Annotated in this window: 16 protein-coding genes; all 16 read left to right on the top strand. The window is 33.4% G+C overall.

Annotation, left to right across the window (positions count from 1 at the left end):
- The first annotated feature begins 23 nt into the window (after positions 1–23).
- The 16 genes from BMZ09_RS00145 (at position 24) to BMZ09_RS00070 (ending at position 23,377) form a co-directional block, all read left to right on the top strand.
- Positions 24–1,814: a cytochrome c oxidase subunit I gene (locus BMZ09_RS00145; protein ID WP_090836392.1), complete on the top strand. Its 1,791-nt coding sequence runs from the start codon at positions 24–26 to the stop codon at positions 1,812–1,814.
- 108 nt (positions 1,815–1,922) lie between these two features.
- Positions 1,923–2,945, top strand: coding sequence for a Holliday junction branch migration DNA helicase RuvB (ruvB, locus tag BMZ09_RS00140; protein ID WP_090836390.1), 1,023 nt, complete (start codon positions 1,923–1,925; stop codon positions 2,943–2,945).
- 71 nt (positions 2,946–3,016) lie between these two features.
- Positions 3,017–4,339 carry a cytochrome P450 gene (locus tag BMZ09_RS00135; protein ID WP_090836388.1) on the top strand — a complete coding sequence of 441 codons (1,323 nt, stop codon included), beginning with the start codon at positions 3,017–3,019 and terminating at the stop codon, positions 4,337–4,339.
- Positions 4,340–4,347: 8 nt separating this feature from the next.
- The gene (queG, locus tag BMZ09_RS00130) at positions 4,348–5,271 is read left to right on the top strand and encodes a tRNA epoxyqueuosine(34) reductase QueG (RefSeq protein WP_090836386.1); all 924 of its coding nucleotides are present in this window, start codon (positions 4,348–4,350) and stop codon (positions 5,269–5,271) included.
- Positions 5,272–5,375: 104 nt separating this feature from the next.
- Entirely contained in the window at positions 5,376–7,667 is a 2,292-nt protein-coding gene (locus BMZ09_RS00125) for an NADP-dependent malic enzyme (protein WP_090836384.1), read from the top strand.
- Positions 7,668–7,726: 59 nt separating this feature from the next.
- Positions 7,727–8,308: a Holliday junction branch migration protein RuvA gene (gene ruvA / locus BMZ09_RS00120; RefSeq protein ID WP_090836382.1), complete on the top strand. Its 582-nt coding sequence runs from the start codon at positions 7,727–7,729 to the stop codon at positions 8,306–8,308.
- A gap of 6 nt (positions 8,309–8,314) precedes the next feature.
- Positions 8,315–15,517, top strand: coding sequence for a T9SS outer membrane translocon Sov/SprA (sov, locus tag BMZ09_RS00115; RefSeq protein ID WP_090836380.1), 7,203 nt, complete (start codon positions 8,315–8,317; stop codon positions 15,515–15,517).
- Positions 15,518–15,580: 63 nt separating this feature from the next.
- A complete protein-coding gene (gene gcvH / locus BMZ09_RS00110) occupies positions 15,581–15,961 on the top strand; it encodes a glycine cleavage system protein GcvH (protein WP_090836378.1) in 381 nt (126 codons plus the stop codon).
- Complete coding sequence (locus tag BMZ09_RS00105) at positions 15,933–16,325, top strand: VanZ family protein (RefSeq protein ID WP_090836376.1); 393 nt, start codon at positions 15,933–15,935, stop codon at positions 16,323–16,325. The genes gcvH and BMZ09_RS00105 overlap by 29 nt, the downstream gene beginning before the upstream one ends.
- A 57-nt stretch (positions 16,326–16,382) precedes the next feature.
- Positions 16,383–17,108: an energy transducer TonB gene (locus BMZ09_RS00100; RefSeq protein ID WP_090836374.1), complete on the top strand. Its 726-nt coding sequence runs from the start codon at positions 16,383–16,385 to the stop codon at positions 17,106–17,108.
- A gap of 113 nt (positions 17,109–17,221) precedes the next feature.
- Entirely contained in the window at positions 17,222–18,031 is an 810-nt protein-coding gene (locus BMZ09_RS00095) for an energy transducer TonB (RefSeq protein WP_090836372.1), read from the top strand.
- Between the two features lie 113 nt (positions 18,032–18,144).
- Entirely contained in the window at positions 18,145–20,277 is a 2,133-nt protein-coding gene (locus BMZ09_RS00090) for a gliding motility protein RemB (protein WP_090836370.1), read from the top strand.
- A gap of 98 nt (positions 20,278–20,375) precedes the next feature.
- Complete coding sequence (gene cyoE / locus BMZ09_RS00085) at positions 20,376–21,269, top strand: heme o synthase (RefSeq protein WP_090836368.1); 894 nt, start codon at positions 20,376–20,378, stop codon at positions 21,267–21,269.
- Between the two features lies 1 nt (position 21,270).
- Positions 21,271–21,855, top strand: coding sequence for a cytochrome c oxidase subunit 3 (locus BMZ09_RS00080; RefSeq protein ID WP_090836366.1), 585 nt, complete (start codon positions 21,271–21,273; stop codon positions 21,853–21,855).
- Between the two features lie 121 nt (positions 21,856–21,976).
- Positions 21,977–22,975, top strand: coding sequence for a cytochrome c oxidase subunit 3 (locus BMZ09_RS00075; RefSeq protein ID WP_090836365.1), 999 nt, complete (start codon positions 21,977–21,979; stop codon positions 22,973–22,975).
- Positions 22,976–22,996: 21 nt separating this feature from the next.
- On the top strand, positions 22,997–23,377 hold the full coding sequence (locus BMZ09_RS00070; RefSeq protein WP_090836363.1) for a cytochrome C oxidase subunit IV family protein: 381 nt from the start codon (positions 22,997–22,999) through the stop codon (positions 23,375–23,377).
- Positions 23,378–23,390: the final 13 nt, after the last annotated feature.

Here is a 23,390-nt window from a genome sequence, read left to right as displayed (position 1 = left end):
TTCAATTTAAAGATTTTTAGATTATGTCAGCACACGTAGAAGAACATGGACATGACGATCATGGTCATCATCATAAAGAAACATTCATAACTAAGTATATATTTAGTCAGGATCATAAAATGATTGCTAAGCAGTATTTAATTACTGGTCTTATAATGGGAATCATAGCTGTAGTAATGTCAATCATGATGCGTATGCAAATTGCTTGGCCTGAAGAGTCAAATCCATTATTTAAAGCATTATTAGGAAAATGGGCACCAGATGGTGTAATGAGTGCAGATATCTATCTTGCATTAGTTACTATTCATGGTACTATCATGGTTTTCTTTGTACTTACAGCAGGTTTAAGTGGTACGTTTAGTAATTTACTTATTCCATTGCAAATTGGAGCTCGTGATATGGCTTCAGGATTCTTAAACATGGTATCTTACTGGTTGTTTTTTACATCTAGTATTATTATGGTATGTTCTTTCTTTGTTGAGGCAGGTCCTGCTGCAGCTGGATGGACAATTTATCCTCCACTTAGTGCATTACCAATGGCTCAAGGGGGTTCTGGTTTAGGTATGACAATGTGGTTAGTCTCTATGGCTATATTTATTGCATCTTCTTTATTAGGATCTTTAAATTATGTTGTAACGGTAATTAATTTACGTACTAAAGGAATGTCTATGACTAGACTACCTTTAACAATATGGGCATTTTTTGTAACAGCTATTATTGGGGTTATTTCTTTCCCAGTTTTATTATCTGCTGCATTATTGTTAATAATGGATAGAAGTTTTGGAACGTCATTCTTTTTATCAGATATATTTATTCAAGGTGAAGTTTTACATTATCAAGGTGGTTCTCCAGTTTTATTTGAGCACTTATTTTGGTTCTTGGGTCACCCAGAAGTATATATTGTATTATTACCAGCATTAGGTATTACTTCAGAGATTATTGCAACTAATTCACGTAAACCAATTTTTGGATACCGTGCCATGATTGCTTCAATTATAGCAATTGCATTTTTATCTACAATTGTTTGGGGTCACCATATGTTTATCTCAGGAATGAATCCTTTCTTAGGTTCTGTGTTTACTTTCACAACCTTATTAATTGCAATTCCGTCAGCAGTAAAATCATTTAATTATATTACTACACTTTGGAAGGGTAACCTCCAGATGAACCCAGCTATGCTTTTCTCAATAGGATTGGTATCTACTTTTATTACAGGTGGTTTAACTGGAATTATTTTAGGTGATAGTGCATTAGATATTAACGTACACGATACTTATTTTGTAATTGCTCACTTCCACTTAGTGATGGGTATATCTGCTCTATATGGTTTCTTTGCAGGGGTTTACCATTGGTTCCCTAAGATGTTTGGTCGTATGTTAAACAAAAACTTAGGTTATGTTCACTTTTGGGTAACTGCTGTTTGTGCTTACGGGGTGTTTTTCCCAATGCACTTTATTGGTATGGCAGGTTTACCAAGACGTTACTATACTAACACTAACTTCCCATTGTTTGATGACTTAGCTAGTGTAAACGTAGTAATTACAATTTTTGCAATTATTGGAGCTATTTTCCAAATCGTGTTTATCTACAATTTCTTTGCTAGTATCTTTTACGGTAAGAAAGCAGAGCAAAACCCTTGGAGATCTAACACTTTAGAGTGGACTACTCCTGTAGAGCATGTTCATGGTAACTGGCCAGGAGCTATTCCTCACGTATACAGATGGTCTTATGACTATAGTAAACCAGGACACGATGAAGATTTTGTTCCTCAAAATGTTCCTCTTAAAGAAGGAGAAGAAGAATTACAACATTAGATTTTTAAATCTATCTATAATATTGAAAAGCCTTTCTGATAATTCGGAAAGGCTTTTTCTTTATATTTGTTTAAGCTGATTGCACTATCAGAATCCAACAATAATTTAATGAACGATAACCTAGATCCAACCAACGAAAATTTTACACCAGAAGAATTTGATGTAGAAAAGCAATTAAGACCATTATCCTTTGATGACTTTACTGGACAAGATCAAGTATTGGAGAATCTTCAAGTTTTTGTTCAAGCTGCAGTTGCACGAGACGAAGCATTGGATCACACCTTATTTCATGGACCTCCCGGCTTAGGGAAAACGACATTGGCTAATATATTAGCTAATGAGTTAGGCGTTGGTATAAAAGTAACCTCTGGTCCTGTATTGGATAAACCCGGAGATTTAGCAGGTTTACTAACTAATTTGGATGAAAGAGACGTCTTGTTTATTGATGAAATCCATAGATTAAGTCCAATAGTAGAAGAGTATCTATACTCCGCAATGGAGGACTATAAAATTGATATAATGATTGAGTCTGGCCCAAACGCAAGGACGGTTCAAATTCATTTAAATCCATTTACTTTAGTTGGTGCAACGACAAGATCAGGATTGTTAACAGCTCCAATGCGTGCACGTTTTGGAATACAAAGTAGGTTACAATACTATAAAACAGATTTATTAACTACAATTATACAACGTAGTGCAGAAATACTAAATGTACCTATATCTATGGAGGCTGCAATTGAAATTGCTGGTCGTAGTCGTGGGACACCTAGAATAGCTAATGCATTGTTACGTCGCGTTCGTGATTTTGCACAAATTAAGGGTAATGGTAGTATTGATATTAAAATTGCTAGATATAGTTTAGAAGCGCTTAATGTGGATGCTTACGGTCTAGATGAAATGGATAATAAAATACTATCTACAATAATTGATAAGTTTAAAGGAGGTCCTGTCGGAATCTCTACTATTGCAACTGCAGTTAGCGAGAGTACAGAAACCATTGAAGAGGTTTACGAACCTTTTCTAATACAACAAGGGTTTATTATGCGTACACCACGTGGTCGCGAGGTCACGGAATTAGCGTATAAACATTTGGGCAAAATTAAAGGCCCTATTCAAGGCGGGTTGTTTTAACCAATATAGTACTTTGAATGTGTTTTAGTATATCGTGAGTTATCAAAAGGGATTTTAAGATTAAAGAATAAATGAAAAATATACCTGAAGTATCATTATTAAAGTTCATTAAGCATTCATTAGAAATTCTTAAAAACCCATTACCTTTTCATAATCGAAACTTTCAATTAAAAGGAGATATTTTTAAGCTTAACGTTGGTTTCAATACAAAAATACACTTTTGTCGTGACGCCGCTTTCGCACAATATGTCCTTCAGAAGAATCAAAAAAACTATGTTAAGTCTAAAATACAGACTGTAGATTTGGTAAAGTATGTTGGTGAAGGTTTATTGACTTCCGAAGGTGCTAAATGGAAAGTACAACGCAAAATGATGCAACCCGCTTTTCATAAAAAGCAATTGCAGAATCTATTAAGCGGAATGCAAGAGACTATTATATCAGAATTTGATAATATAGAGGTTGGTAAAACTATAGATGTATTTCCTATTCTTAATGATTTAGCTTTCCAAACAGTAGTAAAATCTTTATTTACTCAGGCTGCTAATAGTAAGGATATGGATAGGCTTCAATTTATTACGGAGGCTAATCAGCGTATGTTGGTTAAAGAGTTGCGACAACCTTATTTAGCTTGGTGGTTTAAAATTGGAGGTGCTTTAAGTAAACATCTAAAACTATCTGAAGAAGCTAGATACATTTTAAAGGGGATTGTCGCAGAAAGAAAATTGTCTGGTAAACGTTATGATGATTTGCTTGACATGCTATTAGAAACCAGATATGATGATGGTAAAGGCATGAGTGAAGCACAGCTTATTGATGAAATTTTAATCATTTTTACAGCAGGTCACGAAACAACATCTAATGCTTTAACATTTACATTCCAATTATTAGCTAAACATCCAGAATGGCAAGATAAAATATATCAAGAATGGCAAGCGTTAGGAGGAGATACTGCGGATTTAATGACGCGTGTTGCTTCGTCTAAAGTATGTCAACAAGTATTAGAAGAGTCCATGAGGTTGTATCCACCGGCGTATTTTATTGATCGTGTTAATGTGGAAGCTGATAGTTTTAATGATATGGAATTTGAAGCAGGAAGTAACTTGTTATTTTCGGTTTACGAAATCCATAGGCATCCAAAGTTATGGGAAAATGCAATTGATTTTATGCCAGAACGATTCGCGGATGGTGGACGACAATTTTCTGCCCAATACTTTCCGTTTGGTGCGGGACCAAGAAAATGTATAGGTAATAATTTTGCAATGTTTGAAATGATTATTGCTGTTACAGAATTACTTAAAAAGTATAAAATAGAACCCAAAATTGATGCTATTGAGATCACACCCTTAATTACCCTTAAACCAAAAAATGCGTTTTTAAAATTTGTAAAAAGATAATTGATTAAGTGATTAATAATAGATCTAAATACACGCAACTTATTAAATCTGAAGCTAAGCGTTTGGGTTTTTTGTCTTGTGGAATTAGTAAAGCTGAGTTTTTAGAAGTTGAAGCTCCTAGATTAGAAAAGTGGTTAAATAATAACATGCATGGACAAATGAGTTACATGCAAAATCATTTTGATAAACGATTAGATCCAACCCTTTTGGTTGATGATTCTAAATCTGTAATCTCATTACTTCTTAATTATTATCCAGAACAAAAGCAATCAGATCAATCTTACAAGTTGTCTAAATATGCCTATGGTAAGGACTATCATGAGGTTATTAAATCTAAATTAAAAGAATTAACGCACTATATTCAAACGGAAATAGGCGCAGTTTCTGGTCGTGCTTTTGTAGATTCTGCACCCGTTTTAGATAAAGCTTGGGCAGCAAAATCAGGTTTAGGGTGGATTGGTAAGCATAGTAATTTATTGACACAGAAAGTCGGTTCTTTTTATTTTATAGCCGAACTAATTATTGATTTAGATCTAGAATATGATACTATTGTTTCTGATCATTGTGGAACGTGTACTGCTTGCATTGATGCTTGTCCTACCCAAGCAATTACAGAGCCTTATGTTGTAGATGGTAGTAAATGTATTAGTTATTTTACAATTGAGCTTAAAGATCAATTACCCAACACAATGAAAGGCCAATTTGACGATTGGATGTTTGGTTGTGATGTGTGTCAGGATGTTTGCCCATGGAATAAGTTTTCTAAGCCACATAGTGAGCCTCTTTTTAATCCTCACCCAGAATTGTTAGACATGACTAAAAAGGATTGGGATGAGATTACGGAAGATGTTTTTCAAAAAGTGTTTCAAAAATCAGCAGTTAAACGCACTAAGTTTTCAGGATTACAGCGTAATATCGATTTTTTAAAATAGTTAATCGTTAGGATAAAATATACTGCGTTCAAACCCCTTTTTTTCTAACTTCTTTTCTTCTAAAAACATTACATTTGTAATTCACTAAAATTTAAAGTGGAATTATGAGCAAACAGAGCAAACGCAGAGAAGCTTTAGTATATCATGCAAAGCCAAAACCTGGTAAAATAGAAGTTATTCCAACAAAAAAATATGCAACACAACGGGATTTAGCATTAGCATATTCTCCAGGTGTAGCAGAACCCTGTTTAGAAATAGAAAAAGACGTTAATAACGTTTATAAATATACCGCAAAAGGAAATTTAGTAGCAGTTATATCTAACGGTACAGCTGTTTTGGGATTAGGAAATATTGGTCCTGAAGCATCAAAACCTGTTATGGAAGGTAAAGGATTGCTTTTTAAAATATTTGCAGACATTGATGTTTTTGATATTGAAGTTGATACAGAAAATATCGAGGAATTTATTCAAACTGTAAAAATGATTGCTCCAACTTTTGGAGGAATTAATCTAGAAGATATTAAAGCGCCTGAAGCTTTTGAAATTGAAAGACGTTTAAAAGAGGAATTAGATATTCCTGTAATGCATGATGATCAACATGGAACGGCAATTATTTCTGCAGCAGCATTATTAAATGCATTAGAGCTTTCAGAAAAGAGCATAGAAGACGCAAAAATAGTAGTAAGTGGTGCAGGTGCAGCAGCAATATCTTGTACGCGTTTGTACTTGGCATTTGGTGCAAAACGCGAAAATGTGGTGATGTTGGATAGTAAAGGTGTGATTAGAAATGATCGCGATAACTTAACATCTCAAAAAGCAGAATTCGCAACGCATCGTAAAATTGATACGTTGGATGAGGCTATGGTAGATGCAGACGTTTTTGTTGGTTTATCTACTTCAGACATTGTTAGTCCATCCATGTTATTAGCAATGGCTAAAAACCCTATTGTATTTGCTATGGCTAATCCAGATCCAGAAATAGGATATGATTTAGCAATTGCAACACGTAAGGATATTATCATGGCTACAGGAAGAAGTGACCATCCTAATCAAGTTAATAACGTGTTAGGTTTTCCTTTTATTTTTAGAGGTGCTTTAGATGTTAGAGCAACTAAAATTAATGAAGCAATGAAAATGGCAGCTGTAAAAGCGTTAGCAGATTTAGCTAAAGAAGCAGTTCCAGAACAAGTAAACATTGCTTACGGAGAAACACGTTTGACATTTAGTAAAGAATATATTATACCTAAACCTTTTGACCCACGTTTGATAGCAACAGTGCCTCCTGCAGTAGCACGAGCAGCAATGGAAAGTGGAGTAGCAAAAGAACCTATTGAAGATTGGGCTAAATACGAAGAGCAATTATTAGATAGATTAGGTAATGACAATAAAATTGTAAGATTATTATTAAACAGAGCAAAATTAGACCCTAAACGTGTTGTTTTTACAGAAGCAGACTCAATAGATGTTTTAAAAGCAGCTCAAATTGTTTATGAAGAAGGAATTGCAATTCCGATTTTATTAGGAAGAAAGGATGAGATTGAACGTCTAAAAGAAGAATTAGAGTTTGACGCAGATGTTGAGATTATTGATCCTAAGTCTGACGAACAATTAGAACAAAAAAATAAGTATGCTAATATTTATTGGGAGCAACACAAAAGGAAAGGTGTTACAAGTCTTTTAGCAGAAAAAATAATGAGAGAGCGTAATTATTACGCTGCAATGATGGTTAACGAAGGTGATGCAGATGCATTAATTTCTGGATATTCTCGTAGTTACCCATCAGTAGTAAAACCTATGTTGGATCTGATTGGTTTAGCACCTGGTTCTACTAGAATTGCAACTACCAATGTTATGATGACGCAACGTGGTCCAATGTTTTTAAGTGATACCGCTATTAACATTAACCCTTCAGCGCAAGATTTAACTAAGATTGCACAAATGACAGCAAAAGTGGTTAAAATGTTTGGAATGGAGCCAGTAATGGCTATGACATCATATTCTAATTTTGGATCGTCAAAAGATCAAACGGCAACTAAAGTAAGAGAAGCCGTGTCTTATTTACACAAAAGACATCCAGATTTACTAGTGGATGGAGAGTTACAAACAGATTTTGCATTAAACAGTCAAATGTTAATGGATAGTTTTCCATTTTCTAAACTTGCAGGAAAAAAGGTTAATACATTAATTTTCCCTAATTTAGAATCGGCTAACATTACATATAAGTTATTAAAAGAACTTAATAAGGCAGAATCAGTTGGTCCAATTATGATGGGTATGCGCAAACCAGTGCATATTTTACAATTACATGCTAGCGTGGATGAAATTGTAAATATGACAGCTATTGCGGTTATTGATGCTCAGCAAAAAGAAAAGTTAGAACAAAAAGCTAAAAAATAGAAGCATTATTTGATACAAATAATTTTCTTACATTTGGAGGCTTAATAGTAAAAAAACGGATGATTACACATATACAAGGTAAATTAGTAGAAAAAAATCCGACGGATGTCGTTATTGATTGTAATGGTGTTGGGTACTTTTTAAACATTTCCTTGCATACGTACTCTCAAATACCGGAACAAGAAGCTTTAAAATTATATACGCATCTTCAAATTAGAGAAGATGCGCATACATTATATGGTTTTGCGTCTTTAGCCGAAAGAGAGCTGTTTCGCTTACTTATTTCTGTAAGCGGTATTGGTGCTAATACTGCACGAACAATGTTGTCTTCTTTAACACCAAAACAAATTAGAGAAGGGATAGCAACCGAAGATGTTGCATTAATTAAATCAATAAAAGGAATCGGAATAAAAACTGCTCAACGAGTAATTATAGATTTAAAAGATAAGATTCTTAAAATCTATGATATTGATGAAGTTTCTGTTACTAAGAACAATACAAGCAAAGATGAAGCGTTATCAGCTTTAGAAGTACTTGGTTTTGTTAAAAAACAAGCCGAAAAAGTTGTGGATAAAATTGTCATGACTCAACCAGATGCTAACGTAGAAACAATTATCAAACTAGCCTTAAAAAATTTATAATATATTTTGAAGACAGCTCAACTTAGTTTTTATAAATCCCTTAAACATTTTTCTCTAACTGCATTTGCATTGTTAGTGTCTGCCTTGTCTTTTGGACAGGACGATAACCAAACAGAGCAAGATAGTACTAGTACAGGCTTTAGTCTTGGGACTATTAATATGCCTAACCCAACTAGTATTGAATCTAAATATACTTATGACCCGGTAACCGATCGTTATATCTATACAGAGTCGGTTGGACAGTTTAATATCAATTACCCTGTAATTTTATCACCACAGGAGTATCAGGATTTAGTTGCAAGACAAAATCAAAAGGCCTATTACAAAGATAAAATTGATGCTTACGAAGGTAAAAAAGGAGGCTCAGAAGAGGCTCAAAAAAATCTTATTCCTGAGTTTTATGTAAACTCTAGTTTTTTTGAAAGTATTTTTGGTGAAGGTCCAATTTCAATAGTACCACAAGGTACCGTAGAAATGGATTTAGGTGTATTGTTTACAAAACAAGATAATCCCTCATTTTCACCCAGAAATAGACGTAACTTTTCTTTTGATTTTGACCAGCGTATTAGTTTAAGTATGTTAGGTAAAGTTGGGTCTAGATTACAAGTTAATGCAAACTACGATACACAATCTACTTTTGATTTTCAGAATTTAATTAAATTAGAATACGCACCTACTGAGGATGATATTATTCAAAAAATTGAAGTTGGTAACGTTAGTATGCCAATTAATAACTCTTTAATTTCTGGAGCACAAAGTTTATTTGGTGTTAAAACACAATTAAAATTTGGTAAAACAACTATTACTGGAGTCTTTTCTGACCAACGTTCAGACGCTAGATCTGTAACTGCTGAAGGTGGTGGTACTATTGATGAGTTTGAGTTTTTTATTAGAGATTATGATGAGAATCGTCACTTTTTCTTAGGACAATACTTCCGTAATAATTATGATAAAGCTTTAGAGAATTATCCTTTTATAAATAATAATATTCAAATTACAAGAATTGAAGCTTGGGTAACTAATAGAAGTAATCGTACTGAAAATGTAAGAAACTTTGTGGCTTTCCAAGATTTAGGAGAAACTAGTGTTGTGGGTAATCCTGGCGTTGCAATTACGGGTGGTCCAAATGCATTTCCGGATAACGGAAATAACGGTCTAGATCCAACCAATATTGGTAATGCTGGATCACAATTAAATAACGCAGTAAGAGATATTGCTACGGTTCAAAATGGTATTTCAATTTCAGGTTTTAATGAAGGTTTTGATTATGCTAAACAAGAAAACACTAGAAAATTAACTGAAGGACAAGAATTTACTTTAAATACTCAGTTGGGTTATATTTCGTTAAATCAACGTCTTAATAATGACGAAGTTTTAGCAGTAGCATACCAATATACGGTTGGTGGGCAAGTGTTTCAAGTTGGAGAATTTGCTAATGATGGTATTGGTGCAACGGATGTGGATGTAGATAGTTCAGGTCAGGTTATAAACGTTACCAATAACGCCTTAGTACTAAAACTATTAAAAAGTAGTATTACCAGTGTCTCTCAGCCTATTTGGGATTTGATGATGAAAAACGTGTATGACACAGGCGCATACCAATTAACACAAGAAGATTTTAAACTTAATATATTTTATAACGAATCTGCACCTTTAAATTATATTACTCCAGTAGAAGGGACACCATTTGGAGTCGATTTTAATGGAGAAGCAATTGAGCAAACAACATTATTACGTTTATTTAATTTTGATAGATTAAATTATAATAATGATCCGCAAACTAACGGTGATGGATTTTTTGACTTCGTTTCAGGGATAACAGTAATACCAACAAATGGTAAGATTGTGTTTACCAAGGTCGAGCCTTTTGGACGTTATTTATTTGATGTTTTAGATAATGATTCTAATGCAGGAAATAACGCGACGGATTATGAGGGCGATACTTATGCCAATGCCAATCAAGAAAAATATGTTTATGATTTACTATATAAAGCAACTAAAACAGCTGCCTTAGATGAAAGTCAGAAAAATAAATTTTTAATAAAAGGACGTTATAAATCTTCGGGTGGAGATGGGATTCCTATTGGTGGATTTAACGTGCCAAGAGGATCTGTTCAGGTTACTGCCGGAGGACGTACATTAGTAGAAGGACAGGATTATACAGTAAATTATCAGTTAGGACGTGTTTATATAATTGACGAAGGTTTAAAAGCATCTAACATTCCTATTCAAGTTTCTACTGAAAACAATTCTATTTTTGGACAACAAACAAAACGTTATACAGGTTTAAATGTCGAACATCAGTTTAATGAAAAGTTTGTAGTTGGAGCCACTTATTTAAATTTAAATGAACGTCCAATTACTCAAAAAGCAAATTACAATAGCGAGCCTATCAATAATACAATGTTTGGGTTGAATGCTAATTTTTCTTCAGAATTACCATTTTTATCACGCTTAGTAAATAAACTTCCAAATATTGATACGGATGCGCCATCTAACATTTCTGTTAGAGGAGATTTTGCTTATTTGTTGCCAGGTGCTCCAAAAGGTACTGATTTTAATGGTGAAGCAACTGCTTACATAGATGATTTTGAAGGAACACAAAACGGAATAGATCTTAAGTCTGCTCAATCTTGGAGCATTTCAAGTAGACCTCTAAATATAAATGGAACTGGTTCTTTTGATAATAATGGTATCGAAAACGGATACGGTAGAGCAATGCTTAACTGGTATACTATTGATCCAATTTTTTATGGAAGTCAGCGTCCTTCAGGAATTTCAGACGACGATATGTCTAGTTTATATACTAGTCGTGTTTTTGTTAATGAGTTGTTTCCTGAACAAGACATTGCACAAGGACAAACCTCTGTTTTAAACACATTAGATTTATCGTATTACCCACAAGAACGTGGACCTTATAATTTTGAGCCAGGAACAGAAAGTGGAACAATCTCCAATCCAACAGCAAGTTGGGCAGGGGTGACGCGTCAAATAACTTCAACAGATTTTGAACAAGCTAATGTTGAGTATGTCGAGTTTTGGTTACAAGATCCTTTTCAAGAAAATGCGTCAAATCAAGGTGGTAAATTATTTATTAATTTAGGAAATATTTCTGAAGACGTGCTAAAGGATGGTCGTAAACAATATGAAAACGGTTTACCTCAGGATGGTAACGTTAGTTTATTACCACAAACAGATTTTCAATCTGTAGTGCCACAAAACCAAGCATTAATTTATGCATTTGATACAAATGGTCAAGAGCGTACTAATCAAGATGTCGGGTTTGATGGATATGATGATGCAGAGGAAGCTGTTAATTTTCCAACAGGTTTTGCTGGTCTGCCAGATCCTGCTAACGATAATTACAATTACTATTTAAATGGAGATGGTAACTTATTTGAGAGGTATAAATTGTATAATGGATTAGATGGAAACTCACCAGATACATTTAGTGATACCAATAGAGGGTCTACAACTCAGCCAGATGTAGAGGATGTCAATAGAGATAACACAATGAATACTATTGATAGTTATTTTGAGTATGAAGTTGAAATAACGCCTGCTACTTTAAATATTGATAACGAATATATTGTTGATACTAAAAACGTAACAGACAATAATAACCCTAGAGTATTACCTAATGGTGATACAGTATATCCAAAATGGTACCAGTTTAGAATTCCGATCCGCACGGATGATGAGTTTGTGGTAAATGGTATTACGGATTTACGTTCTATTAGATTTACAAGACTTTATTTAAATGGGTTTGATCAAAGTACAACTTTACGATTTGGTTCTTTAGAGTTAGTTAGAAGTGATTGGAGACGTTACCAGTTAGCCTTAGATGGTGGGCCAACGCCATTAGATTTTGATGATACAGATTTTACTGTTGGTGCAGTTAGTACACAAGAAAATGATGGAAGTTATGTGTCGCCACCTAGTGTTGTTCCAGAACGATTAAATAATAATAACACTATTGTAAGACAAAACGAACAAGCTCTTGTTGTTGATGTTTGCGATTTAAAAGCTAAAGATTCTAGAGCCGTATTTAAAAATATTAATATAGATATGCGTCAGTATAAAAAGCTACGTATGTTTATGCACGCTAGAGATGGAGAAACACCTGGTTTAACAGATAATGATTTAGTAGGTTTTATCAGAATGGGTAACGATTTAACAGATAATTATTATCAAATAGAAGTACCATTACAAGTGTATAATGGAGGTGCGACAGCAGAAGCATATTGGCCTGAAGCCAATGAGATAAATATTGATTTAGAAGTTTTACAACGTATTAAATCTTTAGGAATTACTAACCAAACATTAGCAGATGGTACTGCTAATTTTTATGATGTTGTTGGTAGTGATCTTTTACCAGTACCCGACCAATATGGAGGATATGTAACAGGACAACAACGTGTAGCTATTAAAGGAAATCCTAATTTTGGAGATGTAAGGACTTTAATGGTTGGTGTAAAAAACGGAACACAGGTTGTACAATGTGGAGAGGTTTGGTTTAATGAGTTACGTTTATCAGAGTTAGATAACGAAGGCGGTTGGGCAGCAATAGTAACAGTAGATACACAACTAGCAGATTTTGCAAGTGTTAGTGCAACGGGTAGAATGAGTACAGCTGGATTTGGTAGTGTTAGTCAAGGTCCAAGCGAGCGTAGTTTGGAAGATGTAAAACAATACGATGTATTAACCAATGTAAATGTTGGTCAGTTATTACCAAAAAAATGGGGAATTCAAATCCCATTCAGTTACGGTCAAGGAGTAGAGGTTATAACGCCTAAGTTTGATCAGCAATACGAGGATATCGAGTTAGATACGCGTTTGGCTGAAGCCGAAACCAGTTTAGAAAGAGAGCAAATACTAGAACAGTCAGAAGAATATACTAAACGTAAAAGCATAAACTTTATAGGGGTTAAAAAATCTAGAACTGGAGATAGTAAACCGCGTTTCTATGACGTGGAAAATCTAACATTAAACTATTCTTATAATAAATTAGAACATCGCGATTTTGAAATAGAAAGAGCTGTTGATAAACAAGTAAGAGCAGGTGTTAATTATGCTTATAATTTTGAACCTAAAATTATCGAGCCTTTCAAGAAAAATGATTCATTATTTACAGGTAAATATTGGAAGTTCTTAAAAGATTTAAACTTTAATGCCTTACCATCTAGTTTTACAGTAAATTCAGATTTAAGCAGACAGTTTAATCGTCAAAAATTTAGAGATTTAGATTTAGCAGAAGGTAACATTGGATTAGAAGAATTGTACAGAAGAAATTACACATTTGATTATCAATACAATGTTAATTGGAGTTTAACAAAGTCGCTTCAAGTCACTTATTCTTCAGCAAATAATAATATTGTAAGAAACTATTTTAAAGACAATATTATTAATGGAGAACCAGATTTGTTATTAGATGTTTGGGATGGTTTCTTTGATTTTGGAGATCCAAATCGTCAACAACAACAAATAGGGATTAATTATGAGTTGCCATTTAATAAAATTCCAACTTTAAGTTTTATTAGAGCGACGTATTCTTATTCAGGGTTATTCCAATGGCAAAAAGGGTCTGATTTATTTGGAAACCTTGTCGGGGATGATGGTAACACGTACAACCTAGGAAACACTATTTCTAACGGAAACACACATAATATTAATTCAACTTTAGACATGAATAAGTTGTATAAATATTTAGGTATTACTACAAAGAAGAAAAGAAAAACAAATAAAGTTGCTAGAGGCTCTAGAAATAGTGCGCCACCAACTACTGCAAAAGGAAAAGCAGAGGCAACTACAAAAAAGAAGGGTAGTGGTATTGGTTCTAAAATTGGTGATGTTGGAATTGGTTTATTAACTTCAGTAAAAAGAATACAAGCAGTTTATAGTGAAACTAACGGTACGTATTTGCCTGGTTACTTGCAGACACCTGGATTTTTCGGAACAGCTAAACCTACGGTAGGTTATACCTTAGGAAGTCAAAGTGATGTTAGAGATTTAGCAGCAAGAAATGGATGGTTAACTGTATTTCCAGATTTTAATCAACAATACACAACTAACCAAACAAAGCAATTAGATTTATCTGCAAACTTAGAACCGTTTAATGATTTTAAAATTGATTTAGTTGGGTTTAGAACGTATGCCGAAAACTATACAGAAAACTACCGTATTGAGAATGATGAGTATTTATCACTAACACCTAATACTTATGGAAACTTTATTATCTCATCATTTACTTTACCAACAGCATTTGGTAAAAGTGATGAATCGGGATCTCAGGCATTTAACGATTTTAGAGAAAATAGATTAGAAATAGCACGACGTTTAGCTGTTCAAAACGGTTCAGACCCGGATGATGTTGATGCAGATGGTTATCCTAAAGGATTCGGTAAAACTAGTCAACAGGTATTACTACCGGCGTTTGTAAGTGCTTACACAGGTCAAGATTCTAAGAAGACTAAATTGGGAGCGTTAAGAAATGTACCAATTCCAAACTGGGATATTAAATATTCTGGTTTCATGAAAATGAAATGGTTTAAGAAAAAATTTAAACGTTTCTCTTTAACACATGGATACCGTTCAAGCTATAGTATTGGTCAGTTTAGAACTAATCTTGATTTTGATGGTATTGATTATGGATTGGATTATGATTCGCAACCAAATGAAGATTTAGATCAAGCAGGAAACTTTAAAAGCGAACATTTATATAGTAGTGTAACACTAACAGAGATGTTTAGCCCATTATTCCGTTTTGATATGGAAATGAAAAATTCGGTTAGAGTCTTGTTAGAAATGAGAAAAGATAGAATGTTGTCATTAAGTTTTGATAATAATTTAATGACGGAAATATCAGGGAATGAATATGTCGTTGGTTTAGGATATCGTATTAAGGATGTAACTTTTAATTCAAATTTAACTGGTACTAAAACTAAAATCGTGTCTGATTTAATTATGTCTGCTGATGTTTCTGTTAGAGATAACAAAACAATTATTCGTTATTTGGATTTGGATAATAATCAAATTACAAATGGGCAAACTATTTGGGGGCTTAAATATAACGCGGAATATGCGTTTAGTAAAAACCTAACAGGCTTATTCTATTTTGATTATACCTTCTCAGAATATGCTATTTCTACTGCTTTTCCACAAACAACTATTCGTTCAGGAATGACATTAAGATATAATTTTGGAAATTAGCATTTCAATGTTTGAACTTAACGTTCATTTAAATACATTTGTAACTCAATTAAAAAATATATAATGAACATACCATCAGATTTAAAATACACTAAAGATCACGAGTGGATTAAAATAGAAGGAGACCAAATTACAGTTGGTATCACAGATTTTGCACAAAGTGAGTTAGGAGATATCGTATACGTTGAAGTAGAGACTTTAGACGAAACGTTAGAAGCAGAAGAAGTATTTGGTACAGTAGAGGCTGTTAAAACTGTGTCTGACTTATTTTTACCTGTTTCAGGAGAGATTGTTGCTTTTAATGAAGCTTTAGAAGACGAACCAGAGAAAGTTAATTCTGATCCTTATGGTGAAGGCTGGATGGTTAAAGTAAAAGTGACAGATGCCTCTCAATTAGAAGGTTTAATGTCTGCTGATGACTACAAAGCTCTTATTGGTGCGTAAACTGTTGCCATTTATCAGTTTAGGGTATACTGTGGTTATAATAGTGTTAAGTCTAGCAACTATATCTGATATTTCCATCATACCTGATAACAACGATAAAGTTAATCACGCAATAGCACATTTTATATTTGTTGGGTTATGGTTTTTATCCTTTTATTTTTATTTAAATAAAAGTAAGAAACAAGCCTTGAAAATGGCTTTTATAAGCGCTTTTCTATTTGGCATAGTAATTGAAATATTACAGCATACACTAACAGAAAGTAGGCAAGCCGATTATAAAGACGTTATTGCCAATGTAGTAGGTGCGCTTATTGCGGTCTTAATTATTAATTTACTAACACTGAGTAAAGTTAAAAACGACTAATAGCTTGTTTTTTTAACAAATAAATAGTTATTTTAGCATTCAGTAAACAAAAAAGATATGGAATCTAAAAAAAATACAAAAGCAAATGTAGGACGTAACAGTTCTCTTTACGTGGCAGTAGGACTAGCTTTAATGCTTTTTCTATCTTACGTAACACTTAATTACACAACAACTGATAAGTCCGATATTGATATAGGAATGTTAGTGTTTGATGATAATGATGAGGATGATGTGCCAATTACAGAGATTTTGAATACGCCACCACCACCACCACCACCACCAGCAGCTCCAGAAGTTATTGAGGTAGTAGAAGATGAAGAAGATGTAGTGGAAACAGAAGTAATGTCTACAGAAACAACTCAAGAAGAAGTTGTGGAAATTGAAGTTGCGGATGTAGAGGTTGAAGAAGTTGAAGAAGATGTAGATGTACCGTTCTCTATTATTGAAAACGTACCAGTGTATCCAGGATGTGAAGGTGCTGGAAACAATGACGCAAAGAAAAAGTGTATGTCTGAAAAAATCGGAAAATTTGTTAGAAAGAATTTTAATGCTGACTTAGCACAGGATTTAGGTCTTGATAGTGGTATTAAAAGAATTAACGTAGGGTTTAAGATTGACAAGACTGGTAATATTGTAAATATTCAAGCAAGAGCACCACACCCTAAATTAGAGCAGGAAGCTAAGCGTATTATTGCTAAGTTACCTAAAATGAAACCAGGTAGACAAAGAGGTAAAGCAGTAAATGTACCTTACGGATTACCTATTACATTTAAAGTAGAGTAAAAGATATTTCCATATATATTTTAAGATCCCGTTACAGCAATGTAACGGGATTTTTCTTTTTGGTATAATTGTTGATATTTTCTCATAATATTAACGTTTAAACTATAGATATTATGATGATTTCAAGTAAAAAAGAAAGTTTTAGTAAAAAAGTTGAAGAAAACGTAAGGAAACCTCAAAAAAAGGATGTAAACCTAAAAACTAACACAGCATTATATTTCCAAATTGGATTAATAATGTGTTTGTTAGCTGCGTATGGTGCATTGGAGTATCAATTCGAAACAAAAGATTTTAAAGTGCCTGTTACTGCAAAAGCTGACGTTGAAGAGGATTATATGTTTGCTCCTGTTATTACTGTAGCGCCTGATGCTGTAGAGACTTCAGAGCCTGTATCTAAACAACCTGTGCGTCCAGATAACGTAACAATGGTGCCAAATGATACTCCAGATGAAAAAATCACAGAACAAAATTTAATTTCAGATATTATTCACGCAACTAAACCAGAAGGCACAAAACCCTCTTTAGATGAAAAGTCATTAGTCGTTATAGAACCAGAGGAGGAAGTGCATATTAATTTTGTTGAAAAGGTACCCGTTTACCCAGGATGCGAAAGTGCTAATAGTAATGATCAGCGTAAAAAATGTATGTCTAATAAATTAGCTAAATTAATTAAGAAAAAATTTGATAGAAATTTAGGTACTGAGCTTGGTTTAAGAGAAGGTGTGCAACGTATATATGTTAATTTCAGAATAAATAAATCTGGAATTGTTGAGATTATGAGTACACGTGCACCGCATAAGGATTTAGAAAAAGAAGCAAATCGTGTGGTGGATAAAGTGCCACAAATGAAACCAGGGGAGCAAGGTGGTGAGCCAGTTTCTGTTTTGTATTCTTTACCAATAATTTTCGAAGTAAAATATTAAGTTAAAATCAGTAATATTTAAAGTCGTTATCTTTTTTAGATAACGACTTTTTCAGTTTTAAAGCGTTAATAAAAAGCAGTATCTTTCGGCTAAATTTAAACTTCCAACTAAATATGAAAACTTTCATTTTAGGTCTATTTATAATGTTTTCAACGTTGTCTTATGGACAAGATACAACTGTATATCAAGTGTCTCCTCGTTTTGAAAATTGTCAAGAAACGGATTTAAAGCAATTAGATCATTGTTTTAATCAAGAAGTATATAAAGCTTTATATGCTCAGTTTAATTTGCCAGAATCAGTTAAGGCGGATTACATTGGAGAAATAGCAGTTATTTTTGAAGTTACTAAAGATGGTCTTTTTAAAACTATTTATGTTGATGCTCAGAATTCAGCTTTAAAAAAAGAGACGTCTCGTGTGTTTTCTGCTTTTCCTAAAATAAAACCTGCTACATATAATGGTAATCCAACGTTTAAGCAATATAGTATGACGTTGTATTTTCCATTAAATGAAAATAACATACCAAGTAATGTTATTGTTACTTCGGCTACGACCGATACCGATATGATTGTTAACCCAATTGAAGAATTGACAGTATTGCAACAAAAAGCAAAACAAGAGTTTGATAGTGTTCAAAAATCATTAGTTAAATACACAAACAAAGCATATAAAAGTCAGGTTAATGTTCCGTTTTCTCATGAAAATTATTCAAGATTTGATCAAGACGTTAATAGAATAGGTACTAATAATCATACAGCTTCAAAACCGTACAGGTATGAAGAGGTGTCTAATTATTATGATTTTGAGGACGAAAATGAGGCGCTTCAGAGGACATCTCAGTCATGGGCTGGGCGTAAGTTATGGAACGAGCATTTGGTGCAGTTAGAAAGTAAAGACTATTGGTTAACTATAGATCCGATTTTAGATTTACAATTAGGGAAAGATACAGATGCCGATTTTAGTTACACTTACAATAATACACGTGGGGCTTACATTCAAGGAGGGTTGGGTAACAAGCTTAGTTTTTCTGCATCGGTTTACGAAAGTCAAGGTCGTTTTGCACAATATTATAATCAATATGCAGAAAGTTTAAAAGCATTTGGTCCTGATCCAGCAATTATTCCTGGTCGTGGAATTGCAAAACGATTTAAGGAAGATGCCTATGATTATCCTGTTGCCGAAGCTTATTTGTCTTATTCTCCAGCTAAGTTTTTAAATATTCAATTTGGACACGGTAAACAGTTTATTGGAGATGGTTATAGAAGTTTATTGCAAAGTGACGTGTCTAGTCCATATCCATATTTAAAATTGAATACTAAATTTTGGAATATTAAATACACCAATACTTGGACGTGGCTAAAGGATGTACGCGATGATGTTACACTTGATAAAGCTTTTAGAACAAAATATATTGCCAACCATTACTTAAGTTGGAACGTTACTAAGCGATTTAATTTAGGTTTATTTGAATCTGTAATTTGGGAAAATAGTAATGATCGTGGTTTTGATATTAATTATTTAAATCCGTTAATCTTTTTTAGAGCTATAGAATTTGAAACTGGTCAAGGTGCAGGAAATGCTATTTTAGGAGCATCAGGGAAATATAAATTAAGTGATAATGCTAACGTATATGGTCAATTTATTTTAGACGAATTTTCGTTAAGCGATGTTACAGGGGGTAATAAAAGTTGGAAAAACAAATATGGGTTTCAGTTAGGCGCAAAATGGTACAATGCATTTAAGACGAAAAATCTAATGCTTCAAGCAGAATATAACCAAGTCAGACCATATACGTATTCTCACAACACCATTGTTTTAAACTATGCGCATAACAATCAGCCCATGGCTCATCTTTGGGGCGCAAACTTTAGAGAGTTAGTATTAATTGGGCGTTATCAAAAAGAACGTTGGTTTGGAGAAGCTAAGATGATTGCAGGGATAAGAGGTTTTGATGTAAACGACGGAACTGATAATTTTAGTTACGGTGGAGATATTTATAGAAATTATAATGACAGACCTTTTGATACAGGTGTTACTATAGGCCAAGGTATAAAAACAACTACCTTAAATGCGAGTGCTCAATTGGGGTATTTAGTTAATCCGGCTTCTAATTTAAAAGCATTTGTTAATTTAAGTTACCGTAACTATAATCCAGAAGCAGAAACCCCTTCGGTTTTAAATAATAGTACGGTTTGGATTAATTTTGGTGTCAGAACTGATTTGTTCAATTGGTATTTTGATATGTAAATCAAGGATATCCATTACACTATAAAAACCTTGCGCTTTTTTTATGCTAAATAGTCAATTAGCAGTATCTTTGCATCAGCAAAAAAAATAGCGTTGGTTTGAGTACAACAGCAACACCCACAATAAAACATACAGTTATATCAGATTTTAAAGAAATCACAAAGATGCGCTTGTCTTTAAGTGTCGTGTTTTCGTCAGTTGCTGGTTATTTTTTAGGAGCAGATACCATTAGTTTAAAAATTGTTTTACTTCTATCTCTAGGAGGTTATTTTATGGTTGGTGCTAGTAATGCATTTAATCAAATTATCGAAAAAGATTTAGATGCTTTAATGCATCGTACGCAAAACAGACCAGTTGCTTCTGGACGCATGACAGTAAATACGGCATTTGCAATTGCATGTATATTTACCATTTTAGGGATTGCAATTTTATATACTATTAATGCGCAGACAGCCATGTTTGGTGCAATATCAATATTTTTATACACTAGTGTTTATACGCCATTAAAAACAAAAACACCATTATCTGTTTTTGTTGGAGCTATTCCGGGAGCTATTCCTTTTATGTTAGGTTGGGTTGCAGCAACGGATGATTTTGGTATTGAGTCTGGAACATTATTTGCTTTACAATTTTTCTGGCAATTCCCGCATTTTTGGGCAATTGGATGGTTTTTATTTGAAGACTATAAACGTGGTGGCTTTTTTATGTTACCAACAGGAAAACAAGATAAAGGGACTGCAATACAAGTGTTGTTATATACTATTTGGACTATTTTAGTGTCAATTGTACCAGTGTTTGGTGTAACGGGACAACTAAAGTTATCTGTAGTAGCAGCAATTATTGTGTTTGGTTTAGGCTTGATGATGTTGTTTTATGCTATTAAACTGTATAAAAACATGACTGAAAAAGCAGCAAAACAATTAATGCTGTCAAGTGTATTATACATTACATTAATACAAATTGTATATGTAATTGATAAATTTATAAGATAAAATGGATTTAACTCAAGGGACTTTAGAAGAGAAAACTGGACGTGCAAAAAAAATGATGCTTTACTTTGGTATAGCGTCTTTAATCATGTCTTTTGCAGGATGGACAAGTGCTTTTATTGTAAGTAGCTCTAGACCAGATTGGCTTCAGGGTTTTACAATGCCACAGCCATTTTGGATAAGCATTATTATTATGATTGTTAGTAGTCTAACATTTATGGCAGCTAAAAAAGCGCTATTAAATGGTAATAAGGGATTAACTACTGCAATGTTGATTACTACATTTTTATTAGGATTATTTTTTGTGTACAATCAATTTAGAGGATTTAATCAGATAATCGATTTAGGTTATAATTTTACAGGACCAACAAGTAACATTACCGTAACGTATATTTACTTAATTGCAGTAGTGCATATTGTACATGTTGTAGTTGGGTTGATACCTGTTTTGGTTGTGTTAGTCAATCACTTACGTGGAATATATTCCGCAGAAAACATTGTTGGATTTGAGTTAGCTTTAACCTTTTGGCACTTCGTAGATTTGCTTTGGATTTATCTATTTTTCTTCCTATACTTTTTTCTAAACTAAATAAAATAGATACAATAAGGCCAAAAAGCTTATTTAGATAGTATAAAATTAGAGTTTGCTATTTTTTTAACTGAATAAATTGATTATTTTTGTGCCACATTTTAACAACTAATTTAACACTATGAATACTACAGTTGCAACTACTGATACAGATGGAAAGACTTGGGGAGGTGGTAATGAACCGCTAAAAGCAAGTTATGGTAAGATGATGATGTGGTTTTTTATCGTATCAGATGCATTAACATTCTCAGGTTTTTTAGCAGCCTACGGTTTTTCAAGATTCAAATTTATTGATGCTTGGCCAATTGCAGATGAAGTTTTTACGCACATACCATTTTTTCATGGAAACTATCCAATGATTTATGTAGCGTTTATGACCTTTGTTTTAATTATGTCTTCCGTAACAATGGTTTTGGCTGTTGATGCTGGACATCACATGAATAAGAAAAAAGTAACATGGTACATGTTTCTTACTATTATAGGTGGTATAATATTCGTTGGTTCTCAAGCTTGGGAATGGAATACTTTTATTAAAGGAGATTTTGGTGCTGTACAAACTAAAGGTGGTAACATCTTACAGTTTGGAGAGTATGTAACCGTAGATGGCGAAAAAACATTTAAACGTGTCGCTATTTCAGATTTTACTACTGCTGGACATACGGAAAGAGTAGCGCATGAAGGTAAAAACGGATTATGGTTTATTGGAGAAGGTACGTTGCCTGTTTACCAAGTGTCAGACGTTGTTAAAGGGATGGAGGCTAACACTGATGTTTTAGTTAGAACTCAAATACTTAATGAAGAGGGAGAGAAGACTATCTTATCGAGAGCAGAATCTTTAAAGCAAATAAAAAATAACGGTAAAGCTGTTGTGCAAGGTGCAAACCTTCAAGTTAACGAATACGGTTCACCATTATTCGCAGATTTCTTTTTCTTCATAACAGGATTTCACGGGTTTCACGTTGTATCGGGTATTGTTTTAAACATCATTATTTTCTTTAATGTAGTTTTAGGAACATACGAAAGACGTAAGAGTTACGAAATGGTTGAGAAAGTTGGACTTTACTGGCACTTTGTAGATTTAGTATGGGTATTTGTATTTACATTCTTCTACCTAGTTTAATAAAAATAGAAAAGACATATCATGGCAGACGCACATAAATTAGAAATATTTAGAGGTTTAGTAAAGTTTAAATCTAACACTCAAAAAATCTGGGGAGTATTAATCTTATTATCTATTATTACAGCTGTAGAGGTTGTATTAGGTATCTATAAGCCATCATGGGGAGCTAGTATGGTTTTAGGGATGAAACTATTAAACTGGATCTTTATTATACTTACAATAGTAAAAGCATATTATATCACTTGGGACTTCATGCACATGCGTGATGAATTACCAGGATTAAGACGTGCGGTAGTATGGACAGCTATTTTCCTGATCTGTTACTTAGTCTTTATCTTATTACAAGAAGGTGGTTACGTTTTTGACGTATATGACAGAGGATTTATCAAAAGAGATTTCTAAATTGAAATCAATA

Origin of the sequence: Olleya namhaensis, from assembly GCF_900114005.1 — a bacterium.
GTDB classification, from domain to species: domain Bacteria; phylum Bacteroidota; class Bacteroidia; order Flavobacteriales; family Flavobacteriaceae; genus Olleya; species Olleya namhaensis.
Note: the sequence above shows the minus strand (reverse complement) of the source record. Positions and strands in the feature narration are given on the sequence as shown.